Annotated in this window: 8 protein-coding genes; all 8 read right to left on the bottom strand. The window is 75.6% G+C overall.

Annotated features, from left to right (window positions below):
- The coding region (locus LCD35_RS00690; RefSeq protein ID WP_374108017.1) for an NAD-dependent epimerase/dehydratase family protein at nt 1-548 on the bottom strand (548 nt) is incomplete at its 3' end.
- Complete coding sequence (locus tag LCD35_RS00685) at nt 545-2,290, bottom strand: ABC transporter ATP-binding protein (protein ID WP_224956318.1); 1,746 nt, start codon at nt 2,288-2,290, stop codon at nt 545-547. The genes LCD35_RS00690 and LCD35_RS00685, both read right to left, overlap by 4 nt.
- Entirely contained in the window at nt 2,287-4,077 is a 1,791-nt protein-coding gene (locus tag LCD35_RS00680; protein WP_224956317.1) for an ABC transporter ATP-binding protein, read from the bottom strand. The genes LCD35_RS00685 and LCD35_RS00680 overlap by 4 nt, the downstream gene beginning before the upstream one ends.
- Entirely contained in the window at nt 4,074-9,545 is a 5,472-nt protein-coding gene (locus LCD35_RS00675; RefSeq protein WP_224977352.1) for a non-ribosomal peptide synthetase, read from the bottom strand. Before LCD35_RS00675 ends, LCD35_RS00680 begins: the two co-directional genes overlap by 4 nt.
- A complete protein-coding gene (locus LCD35_RS00670) occupies nt 9,535-11,382 on the bottom strand; it encodes an ABC transporter ATP-binding protein (RefSeq protein WP_225043559.1) in 1,848 nt (615 codons plus the stop codon). The genes LCD35_RS00675 and LCD35_RS00670 overlap by 11 nt, the downstream gene beginning before the upstream one ends.
- A complete protein-coding gene (locus LCD35_RS00665) occupies nt 11,379-12,179 on the bottom strand; it encodes an ABC transporter permease (protein ID WP_224956313.1) in 801 nt (266 codons plus the stop codon). Before LCD35_RS00665 ends, LCD35_RS00670 begins: the two co-directional genes overlap by 4 nt.
- Nucleotides 12,179-13,222, bottom strand: a complete 1,044-nt coding sequence (locus LCD35_RS00660; protein WP_224956312.1) for an ABC transporter permease — start codon at nt 13,220-13,222, stop codon at nt 12,179-12,181. The genes LCD35_RS00665 and LCD35_RS00660 overlap by 1 nt, the downstream gene beginning before the upstream one ends.
- Complete coding sequence (locus tag LCD35_RS00655) at nt 13,222-14,769, bottom strand: ABC transporter substrate-binding protein (RefSeq protein WP_224965847.1); 1,548 nt, start codon at nt 14,767-14,769, stop codon at nt 13,222-13,224. The genes LCD35_RS00660 and LCD35_RS00655 overlap by 1 nt, the downstream gene beginning before the upstream one ends.
- Nucleotide 14,770: the final 1 nt, after the last annotated feature.

The following is a 14,770-nucleotide window of genomic DNA, read 5'->3' as shown; positions in this document are numbered from 1 at the left end:
CCCCGCCGCGCCCGCCCCCCCCCCGCCCCCCCCCCCCCCCCGCGGCGGGGGGGGGGGCGCGCGCGGCCCCCCACGCCGTGCAGGTAGTCCGCCGCGGCGACCTCGGTGAACCGGTCGAGCAGTCCGAAGTGGACTTCGAGCGCGTCCACCCGGTCGAGCTCGGCGGCGACCGCGCGCGGGAACAACCCGGTCAAGCCCGGCCGCAACCCGGCCGAGAGGACCGCGACGCGGGGACCGGCGGGGTCCAGCAGCGCGTGCAGCGCCTCGTCCCCCGCCACGTCCACGTAGTCCGCGCCCGCGCGGTGCGCCGCGACGGCGAGCGCGTCGCCGATCTCCCGCGACGGCCCCGCGCAGTTGAGCAGCACGTCCAGCCCGGCGCAGAACTCGTCCACAGTGGACTTGGAACGGAAGTCCACCACCCGCTCCTCCGGCCCGGAAGGCGCGCTGCGCCCGCCGATCCGCACCGCGCACCCGCGTCCGCGCAACGCCCGCACCGCGTGCGAACCGACGTCCCCGCGCCCGCCGACGACTCCGACGACAGCGGTCACCGGTCCTGCTCCGCGGACACCAGGCGCCAGCCGCGGCTGCGGGTGCGCCGGTTCCAGAACTCCGCGTACCGGCCGTCCGCGGCCAGCAGCTCCTCGTGCGTGCCGCGTTCGGCGATGCGGCCGTCGTCGAGCACCAGGATCTGGTCCGCGGCGACCACGGTCGGCAACTTGTGCGCGATCACCACCAGCGTGGAGGTGCGCATCAGGCTGCGCAGCGCGTCCTGCACGTAGCGCTCGTTCTCCGGGTCCAGGGCGGCGGTCGCCTCGTCCAGCAGCACGATCGGCGCGCCCTTGAGCACGGCCCGCGCCACCGACACCCGCTGCCGCTCCCCGCCGGAGAGCGAGGCGCCACCCTCGCCGACCGGGGTGGCCCAGCCCTGCGGGAGCCGTTCGACGATCTCGTGCACGCCCGCCAGCCGCGCCGCCTCGCGCAGCTCCTCGTCGGTGGCGGCGGGCCGGCCGATGCGGATGTTCGCCTCCAGCGTGTCGTCGAACAGGTACACGTCCTGCATCACCAGCGACACCTGCTCGGCGAGCCCGGCCGTGCCCAGTTCGCGCACGTCCGCGCCGCCGACGCGCACCACCCCGGAATCCACGTCGAAGAACCGCATGATCAGCCGGGTGATGGTGGTCTTGCCGGAGCCCGAGGCCCCGACGACCGCGGTCATGGTGCGCGGGGGCACCCGCAGCGACACGTCCCGCAGCACCGGGTTCGCCGGGTCGTAGCCGAAGCGGACCGCGTCGAACTCGATCTCGCCGGGGCGGGTGACCTCGGCGGCCGCGGCCGGTTCGGCCAGCGGCTCCTCGTCGAAGATCTCCGCGAGCCGTCGCAGGTCGTTGCCGGCCATCCGCACCATGCCGCTGAGCCCGGCGACCTCGGTGAGCGGGCCGACGAACCGCGCGGCCAGCGCCAGCAGCGCCACCAGCGTCACCGGCTCGATCGCGGACCCCAGCACCAGCGCCACCCCGACCGCGACCAGCGCGGCGAAGGACAGCTGCACGGCGAGCCCGGAGGCCAGCAGCCGCGGCATCGTCTCGGTGAGCATCCGGCCCGCGGCGCGCCCGCGGCCGTCGATGGCCTCCTCCAGCGGCGCGTAGCCCTCGGCGCCGCGGCCGAACGCGCGCAGCGTCTGCTGGTTGCGGGCGAACTCCACCACGCGGTTCCCGGCGAGCGCGTCGGCGGCGTCGCGCTGCTGCTCGGACCGCCCGATCCAGTGCGCGGACCAGCGGTGCGTCAGGTACAGCAGCGGCGCGGCCAGCACCATCACCAGGCCGAGGCGCCAGTCGAGCACCAGCATCGCCACCGCCACCGTCGCGGGCGTGACGACACCGCTCACCACCGGGGTGAGCAGGTGCGCGAACACGTTGGTGACCATGAAGGTGCCGCCGGTGGCGCTGCGGGAGAGCCTGCCGACCTTCTCCGAGCTGAACCAGCCCAGCGGCAGCGAGGCCACGTGGTCGCCGAGGCGGCGGTGCAGGGTCCCGAGGGTGACCAGCGCCAGCCGGAATCCCTGCATCGCCTGCTGGTAGCGGGCGACGCAGGTCGCCAGCACGGCGATCGCCAGTGCGCCCAGCCAGCGCCAGGCGGCACCGGTGTCGCCGCTGAGCACGGCGCCCAGCACCGGCACCAGGAAGGCCATCGCCAGCCCTTCCAGCACCGCGTACCCGACCAGCCAGGCCAGGTAGGAGCGCAGCGCACCGCGGTGCTGCGGCCCCAGGATCGTCGCCAGGTGCCTGATCATCGTGCTGCTCCTCCCCCGTCGGGCGCCCCGGCGGTGCTGTCGGTGGTCGACTCGTGCTCGGCCCACATGCGCGCGTAGCGGCCGTCCGCGGCGAGCAGTTCCGCGTGCGTGCCCTGCTCGGCGACGCGGCCGCGTTCGACGACGACGATCCGGTCGACGTCGGTGATGGTGGACAGGCGGTGCGCGATCACCAGGACGGTGCGGCCGCGCGCGACGGCGGACAGCGCCTCCTGAATCTCGGCTTCGGATTCCGGGTCGGCGTAGGCGGTGGCCTCGTCCAGCACCAGCACCGGGGTGTCGGCGAGCAGCGCGCGGGCGATGGAGACGCGCTGCGCCTCCCCGCCGGAGAGCACCGCGTCCTCGCCGATCACCGACTCGTAGCCGCGGGGCAGCCGGGTGATGCGTTCGTGGATGCGGGCGGCTTCGGCGGCGGCGACCAGTTCCCGCTCGGTCGCGGCGGGCCTGCCCAGCCGCAGGTTGTCGGCCACGGTGCCGTGCAGCAGCTGCACGTCCTGCAGCACGAACCCGACGTGCCGGTACAGCTCGGCGGGCGCGATCTCGCGGACGTCGACACCGCCGAGCCGGATCGCCCCACCGGTGACGTCGTAGAACCGCGGCAGCAGCTTCGCCAGCGTGGACTTGCCCGCGCCCGACGGGCCGACGAGCGCGGTGACCGTGCCGGGGCGGCAGGTGAGGTCCACGCCGCGCAGCACCGGTTCGTCCGCGGCGTAGCCGAACTCCACCGCGTCGAACTCGACGAGGTTGCCCTGCGGGCTGCGCGGTTCCGCGGCCACCGGCAGCGCCGGGGCGGACAGCAGTCCGGACAGCCGTTCGGCGGCGGCGACGGCCTTGCGCTGCGCGGTGAAGCCCTGGTTGAGGGTGAGCAGCGTCGAGGGCAGCACCACGGCCACCAGCACCTCGGCGAGCACGTCGATCGGCGTCACCCAGCCGCGCTGCACGAACCAGGTGCCGCCCGCCACGCCGACCAGCGCGATCACCGGCACCGACAGGGCCATCGAGGTCAGCGCCTCCAGCCGCAGCACCGGGCGGACCCACCCGGCGTAGCGCTCGCCGAACTCGTCGACGGCGCGCCGGTAACCGGCGTGCGCCCGGCCGGTCTGCCCGAACGACTTCACCACGGCGATGCCGTGCACGAACTCCGCGATGGCGGCGCTGACGCGGGCGAACCCGGAGTCCATCTCGCGCATCTTGTCGGCGAACCCGCGCATCATGAACCCGTAGGCCACGAAGTAGATCGGCAACGTCGCCAGCGCCAGCAGCGCCAGCCGCCAGTCCACCCACAGCAGGTAGGCCAGCCCGCCGAGCGGCAGCACCACCGCCCCGGCCAGCTCCACGTCGTGGTGCGCGATCAGGTGGTGCAGGTCGTCGACGTCGTCCTGCGCGGCCTTGCGCACCCGGCCCGAGTTGGTCTCCGAGTACCAGCCGAGCCCGACCTCGCCGAGCTTGCGGACCAGCCTGCGGCGCAGCTCGGCCTGCATCCGGCCGTCGGCCAGGTGCGTGATCCACAGCGCCGCGCCGGTGCAGCTCCAGCCGAGCACCGTGCCGACCGCGATGACCACCGCGGTCCAGGCCACCCGGGTGGCGTCCAGCGGCCCCGGCGCCAGCAACGTGCGCCCCAGCTCGGCGATCCCGACGAACGGGGCGAGCGTGGTCAACGCCCCGATCCCGCCGAGCAGCACCCCGAGCCGCGTCATCGGCGCGATCGGGCGCCGCAGCTCGGCGAGCGCCGAGCTGCCCTGCTCCGCTCCTCCAGCGGCTGTTGTCATGCGTGCGCTCCCTGCTCCTCGACGTCCGCGCGCAGCGGTTCGGCCAACCGGTCCGCGACGATCTGCACTTGTGGGGGTTCGATGACGCTGAAGTGGTCGCCGGGCACGTCGGAGACCGCGAACCCGCCGAGGCAGGTGCGTTCCCAGAACGGCGCGGCGAAGTGCCCTACCCCGGCGGTGAGGCCGAAGGTCTGCTGCTGGTCGGCCCGCAGGAACCGCATGTCGCCGGCGTAGGGCTCCGGGTCGAAGCGAGCGGCGATCATGCTGTGCCTGCACACCCGGAACAGGGTCGGCACCATCTCCGGCTCGACCGGGACGCCGGCGTTCTCGGCGGCGGCGCGGGCGTACTCGGCGAGCCGGTCCCGCTGGTCGATCCGGGCCCGGCGGGTGGCCGCCTCGGCGACCGCGGTGAGCCCCGGGTCGTCGCGCAGCGCGGCGATCGCCCCGGCCGGGACCTTGCCGGAGCACTGCTCCATCAGCGTCTGCACGGCGCGGTGCACGTCCGCGGCGTCCACTTCGGGCCCGAAGACGGAGGCGACCGGGTCCAGCCCCAGGTTCGGCACAAAGATCGATTCGAAGGCGAGTTCCTCGTCGGTCTCGATGAACATCGGGATGCTGTCGACCAGCGTCAGGTCCACGACCTCCAGGCCCCGTTCGGCCAGCCGCCGCGCCACCTCGGTGGCCAGCAGCCCGCCGAGGCAGTAGCCGACGAGCTGGAACCGGGTGTGGCCCTCGTCGACGAGCCGCCGCGCGTAGTCGTCGGCGACGCGGGGGATCAGGTCCTCGGCGGGGATCGCGCAGTACGCGTCCCAATCGGCGACCGCGAGCCCCACCACGGGGCCGAGCCGCTGCTCGGCGAGCGCGGCGCCCAGGTGCTGGAAGTAGTCCATCGTGCCGAGCGCCGCGTGGAACAGCACCCGCACCGGCCCGTCGACGTCCTGCGACCCGAACGGCACCAGCAGCGAGCCGCCCCGTGCCGCGCGCACCGGCGCCACCTCGGGTTCCCGCCCGGCTCGCAAGGCGGCGAGCAGCGCGGTCACGGTGGGCTCGTTGAGCATCTGGCGCAGCAGCGTGTCGTAGGCGAAGTCCGCGGCCTCCGGGACCTCCTCGCGCAGCCGGCCCGCGACGCGCGCCAGGATCAGCGAATCCGCGCCGCGGTGGTAGAAGTTCTCGTCCGGCCCGATCCGCTGCACGCCGAGCGCGGAGGCCCACAGCGCGCACAGCCGCGCCGCCAGCTCGTCCCCGCCGTCCACATCGGACTCGACCGCGGTGCCGACGGGTTCGGCGGGCCGCCATCCGGCCAGCGCCGCCCGGTCGATCTTCCCGTTGCGGGTGACCGGCAGCGCGTCCACCAGCTGCAGATGCGCGGGCACCATGTGCGCGGGCAGCCGCTCCCGCAGGAACCGCTCCAGCGCCGCCGGGTGCGGGGCCGCGCGGTCGGCCCCGACCCGCGCGGCGAACAGGTGCATCCCCTGCGCGGCCATCGGGTGTTCGTCACCGGGCAGGCACAGCACTTCTTCGGCACCGGCCTCGGCGAGCAGCGCGCGCCAGCGGTCCCGGTCCAGCAGGGTGCTCGCGCCGCGTTCCCGGTCGCCGTCCGCCGGATCCATCATGAAGCCCTGGGTGAGCAGGATCTGCGGGTGCTCGCCGGTCGGTTCGGTGAACACCAGCCAGCCGCCGGGGGCGAGCAGTTCCACGGCGGTGCGCAGCGCGGCGGCCACGTCCCGGGCGCTGTTGAGCATCCCGGCGCACAGCACCACGTCCGCGGAGTTCGGCGTCGCGCCCTGCGCCCGCAGGTCGCCGTCCACGTCGAGCAGGCCGAACCGCAGCCCGGGCACTCCGGCGAACTCCTCCTGCGCGGCGGGCAGGAAGAACGGGGTGACGTCGGTGAACAGGTAATCCACCTCGAACCCGTCGAGCAGCGGCAGCACCGCCGAGGTGGTCGCGCCGGTGCCCGCGCCGAGTTCCAGCACGCGCAGCGGTTCCGGTCCGTCGTGCCCGGCGGCGATGCGGTGCAGCACGGCGGCGGCGCCGTGGTTGGCGTAGCGCATCGCCGGGTCGTCGCGGTACACCGCCCGCGCCGGTTCGTCGCGGCCCTGCGGGAACAGCAGCTCGAACGGGTTCTGCTCGTCGTCGAGCAGCGCGTGCAGGCGGCCGACGTGGTCGCGCTGGTAGCGCACGAAGTCCGGGGTGCACAGACCGCGCTCGCAGTGCCGTTCCACCTGCTGCCAGGCGCGTTCCACGTCCTCGCCGGAGACGTCCGCGGCGATCCGCAGCAGCCCGTCCCGCTCGGCGACCTCGCCGCCGTCGAGGAGGCAGCGCAGCCAGCGGCGCACCAGCCAGCGGTGCCGCTCGTGCGGCTGGGCGGCGTCGACCACCGCGTCCTCGTCGCGCGGGGCGGCGAAGGCGCCGCGGGCGCGCAGCGCGTGCAGCATGGACAGCCGCGCCGCGCGGTGCAGGTCGTGCAGGTAACGCTCGACGTCCTCGGCGGCGAGCCCCGCGACCTGGCGGTCGGCGAACTTAGCCGCGGCGGTGCGCAGCCGTTCCCGGCCGCGCTCGTCGCGGTCCGGCTCGGCGACGCGGGCGGGTTCGGTGAAGCCGAGCAGCGCCCGCTCCCCGCCCTCACCGGCGACGACGGCGGCGGCCGCACCGACCTCCGGGTGGGCCAGCAGCGCGGCCTCCACCTCGCCGAGTTCGATGCGGTGGCCGCGGATCTTCACCTGGTCGTCGCGCCTGCCGAGGAACTCGATCTCCCCGCCGGGCAGGTAGCGGCCGAGGTCGCCGGTGCGGTAGAGCCGCTGCCCGTCGGCGGGGTGCGCGACGAACCGGTCCGCGGTCAGCTCCGCGTCCCCGAGGTACCCGAGCGCGAGTCCCGCGCCGGTGATGCACAGCTCGCCGGGAGTCCACACCGGACAGTCCCGCCAGTCCGCGTCGAGCACCCGGAAACCCTGGTTCCGCAACGGTGTTCCGTACGGGATGCTCGTCCACGACGGGTCCACCCGGTCGATCGGGTGGTGGATCGACCAGATCGACGCCTCGGTCGCGCCGCCCAGCGAGACCAGCTCGGCGGCCGGGGCGAACCGGGCCAGCTGATCGGGCAGCGTCACCGGGATCCAGTCGCCGGACAGCAGGCCCAGCCGCAGGCCCGGCAGCACCGCGGGCTCGGAATCCAGGTAGTTCACCAGCATCTGCAGCTGGGCGGGCACCGAGTTCCACAGCGTCACGCCGTGCTCGGCCACCAGTTCCGCCCAGTGCGAGGGGTCCGCGCCGCGCTCCGGGTCGGGCAGCACCAGCTCGCCTCCGGCGGCGAGCACCCCGAACACGTCGTAGACGGACAGGTCGAAGCCGAGCCGGGCCAGGCCCAGCACCCGGTCCCGCTCGGTGACGCCGAACCGCTCGGTGACGTCGTCCACGGTGTTGCGCGCGGCGCGGTGGCTGATCACCACGCCCTTCGGCGCCCCGGTCGAACCGGACGTGTAGATGACGTAGGCCGGGTCGTCCGGTGCGGTCGCGGGCCGCGGCGGCGCGGTCGCGGCGGGTTCGAGCCGGTCCAGCTCGGTCACCACCAGCTCGTCCGGCAGGTCGGTGGTGCGGGACTGCACGAGCACCCGGCGCACCCCGGCGTCGGCGAGCACCCGGTCCCGGCGCACCCGCGGCTGGTTCGCGTCGATCGGCAGGTAGCAGCCGCCGGCCAGCAGCACGCCCAGCACGCCCACGACCTGCTCGGGACCGCGGTCGACCAGCACGGCGACGCGCTCCCCCGGTTCGATCCCGTCGAGCCGCCGCGCCACCTCGGCCGCGAGCCCGGCGAGCTCGCCGTAGCGCAGGGCCCCGCCCGGGTGGCGCACCGCGATCGCGTCCGGCGCGCGGGCGGCGCGCGCCAGGACCCCGTCCTGCAGCAGACCGTCCGGGACCGGCCCGGCGGTGTCGTTGGCGCGGGCGCGCTCGGCCCGCTGCCACTCCGGCAGGCCCACCGGTTCCGGCAGCTCCCACGCGGCCGCGTCCGCGGCCAGCGAGCGCAGCAGTTCCTCGAACGCGGCGAACATGTCCGCGACGAGCCCGTCGGGGAAGATGCCGCGGCGAACGTCCCAGTCCACCACCAGTTCCCCGGACCCGTCGTTGACCTGGCAGTCCAGGAAGACCTGCGGGGTCTGGGTGATGCCCTCGCCGAGCACGCGACCCGCACCGGACCCACCGCTGGGCCCGAGACCGAGCGCGCTGGTGAACACCACCGGCATCAGCGCCGCCTCCTGGCCGCGGGCGCGGGCCAGGTCGCGGATCACCTCCACGCCGGAGTGCAACCGGTGGTCCAGGTCGGTGAACAGCCGCGCGCCGCGCCGCGCGGCGCGCTCCCCCAGCGAGGTCCCGGCCATCCCGTCCACGTCCAGCAGGCTCACCGAGGTGAAGTCGCCGACGAGCCGATCCACCTGCGGGTGCAGCGGCAGCCGGTTCAGCAGGGTGAGGTTGAGGGTGAAGCGGCGGCGCGCGCTCCAGCGGTCCAGCACCGAGGCGTAGGCCGCGAGCACCGCGTTGGCGGCGGTGATCCCGCGCGCCCCCGCCTGGGCGCGCAACTCGTTCCAGTCCTGTTCGGACAGCCGGAACCGGTGCCGGTCGAAGCGGACCTCACCGGTGCCGCTGCCGGTGCGCATCGGCAGTTCCGGCGCGGGCGGCAGATCGTCCACCTTGGACTTCCAGTACTCGCGGTCGCGGCGGTACCGGGCCGTGTCGCGCAGCCCGCGCTCGGCGAGCAGGTAGTCCCGGAAGGTGATCTCCAGCTCGGGCAGCTCGGCCGCGCGGCCCGCCAGCACCAGGTCCAGCTCGTCCAGCAGCACCCCGGCGCTGCCCCAGTCCGCGATGAGCGAGTCCAGCGAGAAGTGCAGCAGGTCGCCGTCGTCGGTGCGGGTCAGCCGCAGCTCGAACAGGGGCCACACCGCGGTGTCGTAGCGCCGGTGTCCCAGTTCCTCCCGGACCGCGGCCAGGTGCGCGGCGACCGCGTCCGGCCCGGCACCGCGCAGGTCGGTGCAGGCCACCTCGCAGCGCGGCACCTCCGGCAGCACCTGCTGGTAGCCGTCGGCCGACACGGTGGCGCGCAGCATGTCGTGCCGCCCGATCAGCAGGTTCCACGCGGCGACCACCGCGTCCGGCTCCAGGCTCGGGTAGCCGACCTCCAGGTACCCGTGGCAGGCGACGCCGCCGTAGCCGAAGGAATCGCGCCTGCCCAGCAGGTACGCGGTCTGCACGTCGGTGAGCGGGAACGGTTCGCCGCGGGCGTCCGGGTCGGCGCGCACCTGGCCGGCGTCCTGCTCGCGGTCCAGCAGCGCGAGCACCTCGTCCTTTTGCGCGCGCAGGGCGTCGCGGTGCTGCTGGGTGAGCGCGCCCTTCGGGGCGCGGAACCGGATCTGCCCGTCCTCGCTCCACAACCGGACGCCCAGGTCCTGGAGCTCGAAAATGATCTCGTCAGCGTTCATGGGTGCGGCACTCCTCGCCGGGCACGGGGGCGGTCTGGGCTGGGTCGGTCGGGGCTGGGGCGGTCGGGTCGGAGCTCGTCGGCAGCGGTTCGGTCGGGTCCGCGCTCGCCAGGTCCAGGTCGGCCGGGTCGACGTCGACCGGGTCGGCGCTGGCCAGGCCCGGGTCGGCCGGACCGGCATCGGCCGGATCGGTGCAGGACTGGTCGGTGCAGGACTGGTCGGCGTCGGCGTCGGCCGGACCCGCATCGGACCGGCCGGGTTCAGCCGAGCCGGAACCGACCGCGGCCGGTTCGCTCGGATCGGCGTCGCGCGGACGGCGTGCCGGCCGCCGGTCCAGCAGCCGCAGCGCGGCGGCCTCCGGATCCGGCGCCAGCAGTTCGGCGGTGGGCCCGGCCGCGGCCGTGCCCCCGGCGGCGAGCACGAGCACCCGGCCCGACCGGCGCGCCGCGATCTCCGGGTCGTGGGTGATGAGCACGACGCCGAGCCGCAGCCGCTCGCGCAGCTCGTCCAGCAGGTCGAGCACCTCGTCGCGGGTGTCCGCGTCGAGCGCGGAGGTCACCTCGTCGCAGACCAGCACCTCCGGGCGGCCCGCCAGGGCGCGGGCCAGCGCGACCCGCTGGCGCTGGCCGCCGGAGAGCTCGCCGGGGAGCCGGTCGGCCAGGTCGGCGGGCAACCGGACCGCGTCCAGGAGCCGCCGGACCTCCGCCGCGCGTTCGCCCGCATCCCGCATCGAGCGCAGCAGCCGCAGCGGCCGGTCCAGCGCGGTGCGCACGTCCTGGCGCGGGTGCAGCGCGTCGGCCGGGTGCTGCGCCACCAGGGCGATCCCGGCGCGGCCCCGCCGGTCACGTCGCCGCACGTCCGGGTGCAGCGGTGCGCCGCGCAGGAGCAGTTCACCGGCCCCGGCGGGGTGCAGGCCGACGATCCGGCGGGCCAGGGTGCTCTTGCCCGCGCCCGAGACGCCCAGCACCGCGACGCAGTCGGATTCGCGCATGTCCAGGTCGACGCCGGCGAAGACCTCGCGCGACCCGTGGTGCGCGGCGAGCCCGCGCACCCGCAGCAGGTCGGCGCCCGCGGACGCCGGCGGGTGGAGCGGTGGTTCACCTCCGGCCCGGTCCGGGGTGTGCCGGGGCCGAGCCGGCACCGCACCGGTCCCGCCGGGCCGGGCGTCCGCCCCGGCCGGGACCACCGCGCCGTCCTCGACCGCCACGACCCGGTCCACCTGGGACCGCAGCGCCGCGACGTCGTGGCTGATCCACAGCAGCGCCACCCCGTCGTCCCGGGAGCGCGCGATCTCGGCGGCCACCTCGCGGCGCGCCAGCACGTCCAGCGCCGTGGTCGGTTCGTCCAGCACCAGCAGGCGCGGGCGCCGCGCGAGGGCGGCCGCCAGCACGACCCGCTGCTGCTGGCCGCCGGAGAGCTGGTGCGGGTAGCGCTCGGCGAGCGCGGCGTCCAGGCCGACCCGGTCCAGCAGCCCGGCGACGTGCTCGGCGCGGCGCCGCCGCGGCACCGGGCCGGTGATGGTCAGCAGGGTGGAGCGGACCGTCGCGTACGGGTTCAGCGCGGCACCCGGGTCCTGCCCGACGTAACCGACGAGCCCGCCGCGCACCCCCGGCCCCGGCGCGGGCAGCACGTCCCGCCCGGCGACGAGGCTGCGGCCACCGTCGTGGCGCAGTCCGGGCCGCAGCGCGCCCAGCAGCGCGAGCGCCATCGTGGTCTTCCCGGAACCGGAGGCCCCGACCAGCCCGACGGCCTCACCGTCCATGATGGACAGATCGACGCCGCGGAGCACCGGGGCCCCGCCCGCGGAGACGCACAACCCGCGCAGTTCGGCGATCACGCGATCACGCTCCTGGCCCGGCGCCCCGCGCCGTCGGCGATGAAGTGGGTGCCGACCGCCAGCAACCCGATGCCCAGCACCGGCGCCAGCAGCGCCCACGGCTGCAACGACACCCCGGGCAGCGCCTCCACGATCAGCAGTCCCCAGTCCGAATCGGTCCCGCTCAGCCCGAGGAACCCGGCCGCGGCGGCCAGGTACACGGCGGAGACGAAGCGCAGCACCGCGTCGGCCAGCAGCGGACCGGCGACCAGCGGCAGCACTTCGCGGCCGAGCAGCCAGCCCCAGCCCTCACCGCGGGCGATCGCGGCCTCCAGGTGACCGCGCCCGAGCACCTGGTCGGCGGCGGCGCGCGCCACCCGCGCGGTCAGCGGGGCGCCGGTGAGCACCACCGCCAGCACCAGCCCGGTGCGATCGGGCAGCGCGGTGAGCACCAGCAGCAGCACCAGGATCGGCGGCACCGCGGCCAGCACGTCCAGCGGTCGCAGCACCAGCGCCGCCGCCCAGCGCCGCGAGCCGGCGACGAGCGAGGCGAACAGCCCGGCCAGCGCACCCACCGCGGACCCGCCCAGCGCGGCGAGCGCGCTGGTCAGCAGCAGCGGCCTGCCGCCGTGCAACATCCGGGACAGCACGTCGCGCCCCAGGTGGTCGGTGCCGAGCAGCCCGACCGCGCCGGGCGCGGCGAACGGCGGCCCGACCGGCCTGCTCGGCGAGTGCGGGGCGAGTTCCGGGCCGAGCAGCACCAGCAGCAGCACCGCGGCGAACAGCACCCAGCCCAGCCGGATCGAGAGCGCGCGCATCACCGCACCGCCCCCGTCCGCAGCCGCGGTGTCAGCAGCACCACGGCGAGGTCGGCCAGCACCAGGGCCAGCAGCATCGCCGCGCCCAGCAGCAGCACCAGCGCCTGCACCACCGGCAGGTCCCCGGTCTGCACCGAGGAGACCAGCAGCTGCCCGATCCCCGGGTAGCCGACGATGTTCTCCACCAGCACCGCACCGCCGACGGACGCGACGGCGGTGATCAGCCACACCTGCACCGCCACCGGCAGCACCGCGGGCACCACCGCGCGGCGCAGCACGACCGAGCCGCGAACTCCGCTCAACCGCAGGAACTCCACCTGCGGTGAGTCCACTGCGGACACGGCGGCACCGCGGATCACCCGCGTCGCGTACGCCAATCCGGCCAGCAGCAGGCCGAGCACCGGCAGCACCAGCATCTCGGGCCGCAGCAGCGGATTCGTCCCCGCGGGCACCAGCGACACGGCGGGCAGCCAGCGCAGCGTCACCGCGAACAGCACGACGAGCCCGCCGGTCACCGCGAATTCCGGCACCGACACCAGCAGCAGCGCACCCGTGGAGATCGCCCGGTCCGCGGCGCGCCCGCGGCGCCACGCGGCGAGCACGCCCAGCAGCAGCGAGCACGGCACCAGCAGCACCCAGGCCAGCCCGGCCAGCAGCACCGAGTTCCCCACCCGGTCGGCCAGGAGTTCGCCGACCGGCCGCCCGGTCGCCGACGTCCCGAGGTCGCCGCGGACCAGCCCGGCGAGCCAGTCGCCGTAGCGCGCCGGCACCGGCCGGTCCAGCCCGAGGTGCGCGCGCACCTGCGCGATCCGTTCCGGACCGGAGGTGGCACCCAGCCGCGCGGTGACCGGATCACCGGGCAGCAGGTCCACGCCGACGAACACGGCGAACGACAGCAGCACCAGCAGCAGCGCGCTGATCGCGAGGCGGCGCGGCAGCGCTCGCCAGCCCGCGCCGAGTTCGCGGCCCACCGGGCCGGTCCTGCCGAGGAGGCCGGATCCGCTCATCGGCCCCGGCCTGCCCACCAGGTCGGTTCCGCCCATCAGGCCAGCCCCGCTTTCCCGAAGTACGGGTACTTGGCCTGGTCCCGGATCTCCAGGCCGGCGACCTCCCGCCGGGCCATCCCGAGCACGTCGGCCAGCCCCCACACCACGGTGTTGCCGCGGTCGAACATCACGTCCTGCACGTCCTGCCAGGCGCGGGCGCGGTCCTGCTCGGCGGTGCTCGCCATCGCGCGCTCCAGCGCCGCCGCGAGCTCCGGGTCGGGCAGCGACAGCGACGGGATCCCGGCGAGGCGCCCGTAGGCCACGGCCAGCGGGTAGGTGCCGAGCGCGAAGGTCACCGAGTCGGCTTCGGCGATGGCCGAGCTCTCGAAGAACTCGGCGAGCCCGACCAGCTGGGCCTGCGCGTCGAGGCCGATCTCCCGCAGCTGCTCGACGAACAGCTGGGTGGCGGCGTTGTAGCCGTTCTCGTACTCGGCGGAGCGGGCCACGACCCGCGCGCCCGCCACGCCTGCTTCCCGCACCAGCTCGCGCGCCCGCCGCACGTCCCGCGGCAGCGGCGGCCGGTCGTCGAAGTGCGCGCTGCCCGCGCCGAACAGGTCGTTGCCGGGCACGCCGAAGCCGAGCAGCGCGGTGTCCACCAGTGCCTGCCGGTCGACGCCGAGGCGGACCGCTTCGCGCACCCGGGGGTCGTCGAACGGCGCCTTCGTCGCGTTGAGCACGAACGCGTAGCCGGTGCGCTGCCGCGGCCCGGCGGTGCGGATCTCCAGCTCGGCGCTCGGCGCCCCGGCGCGGGCCTGCACGAACGGGATGTCGCCCGCGTAGTCGGCCTGCCCGGCGGCGACCGCGTTCACCTTCGCCTGCTGGTCCGGCAGGCTCAGCAGCACCAGTTCGTCGACGGGCGCGGGTCCGTCCCAGTGGTCGTCGAAGCGGACGAGGCGGGTCTGCCTGCCGGGTTCGAACTCGGCGACGCGGAACGGGCCGGTGCCGACGGCCTCGTCGAAGGACGCCCCGGCGCGCACGATCTTCGCGGGGAACGCGGCCAGCAGCAGCGCCGGGTCGCCGATCGGCGTCGAGGTCGGCACCCGCACCGCGAGCCGGTCCAGCACTTCCGCCCCGGCGACGTCGAAGTAGGTGCCGAGCTCGCTCGGGTACGGCCGGTCCGGCGAGGTCATGTACCGCAGGCTGTGCACCACGTCGGCGGCGCTGAACGGCGATCCGTCGTGCCAGCGCACCCCGTCGCGCAGCCGGAGGGTGAACGAGCGCGCGTCGGCGGCGACCTCCAGCCCGAGGGCGAGCGCGGGTTCGGCCGCGCCGTCGTGCAGCACGAACAGCGTGTCGTAGACGGCGCCGCTGCGGACCAGGTCGACCGGTGCTCCGCCCGCGAACGGGTCGAGGCTCTCCGCGGCCCCGGCTCCGCCGAACGCGGCGCGCAGCACTCCCCCGCGGCGCGGCACCCGGCCCGCGTCCTCCGGGACCGGGCCGCTCCCGGCGGCACCGCTCGCGCAGCCCCCGAGCACCGCACCGGTTCCGGCGGCGCCGAGCGCGATCCCGGCGAGCCGGAACAGCTCGCGGCGAGAGCGGATCATG

The organism is Saccharopolyspora sp. 6V, from assembly GCF_020176785.1.
Classification (GTDB): Bacteria; Actinomycetota; Actinomycetes; order Mycobacteriales; family Pseudonocardiaceae; genus Saccharopolyspora_C; species Saccharopolyspora_C gregorii.
This window is presented reverse-complemented; position numbering and strand designations above follow the sequence as displayed.

What these genes read in the sequence shown, in the direction of transcription:
- LCD35_RS00685 (WP_224956318.1), bottom strand. Translation starts at nt 2,290, where the DNA reads ATGATCAGGCACCTGGCGACGATCCTGGGGCCGCAGCACCGCGGTGCG.
- LCD35_RS00680 (WP_224956317.1), bottom strand. Translation starts at nt 4,077, where the DNA reads ATGACAACAGCCGCTGGAGGAGCGGAGCAGGGCAGCTCGGCGCTCGCC.
- LCD35_RS00675 (WP_224977352.1), bottom strand. Translation starts at nt 9,545, where the DNA reads ATGAACGCTGACGAGATCATTTTCGAGCTCCAGGACCTGGGCGTCCGG.
- LCD35_RS00665 (WP_224956313.1), bottom strand. Translation starts at nt 12,179, where the DNA reads ATGCGCGCGCTCTCGATCCGGCTGGGCTGGGTGCTGTTCGCCGCGGTG.
- LCD35_RS00660 (WP_224956312.1), bottom strand. Translation starts at nt 13,222, where the DNA reads ATGGGCGGAACCGACCTGGTGGGCAGGCCGGGGCCGATGAGCGGATCC.
- LCD35_RS00655 (WP_224965847.1), bottom strand. Translation starts at nt 14,769, where the DNA reads ATGATCCGCTCTCGCCGCGAGCTGTTCCGGCTCGCCGGGATCGCGCTC.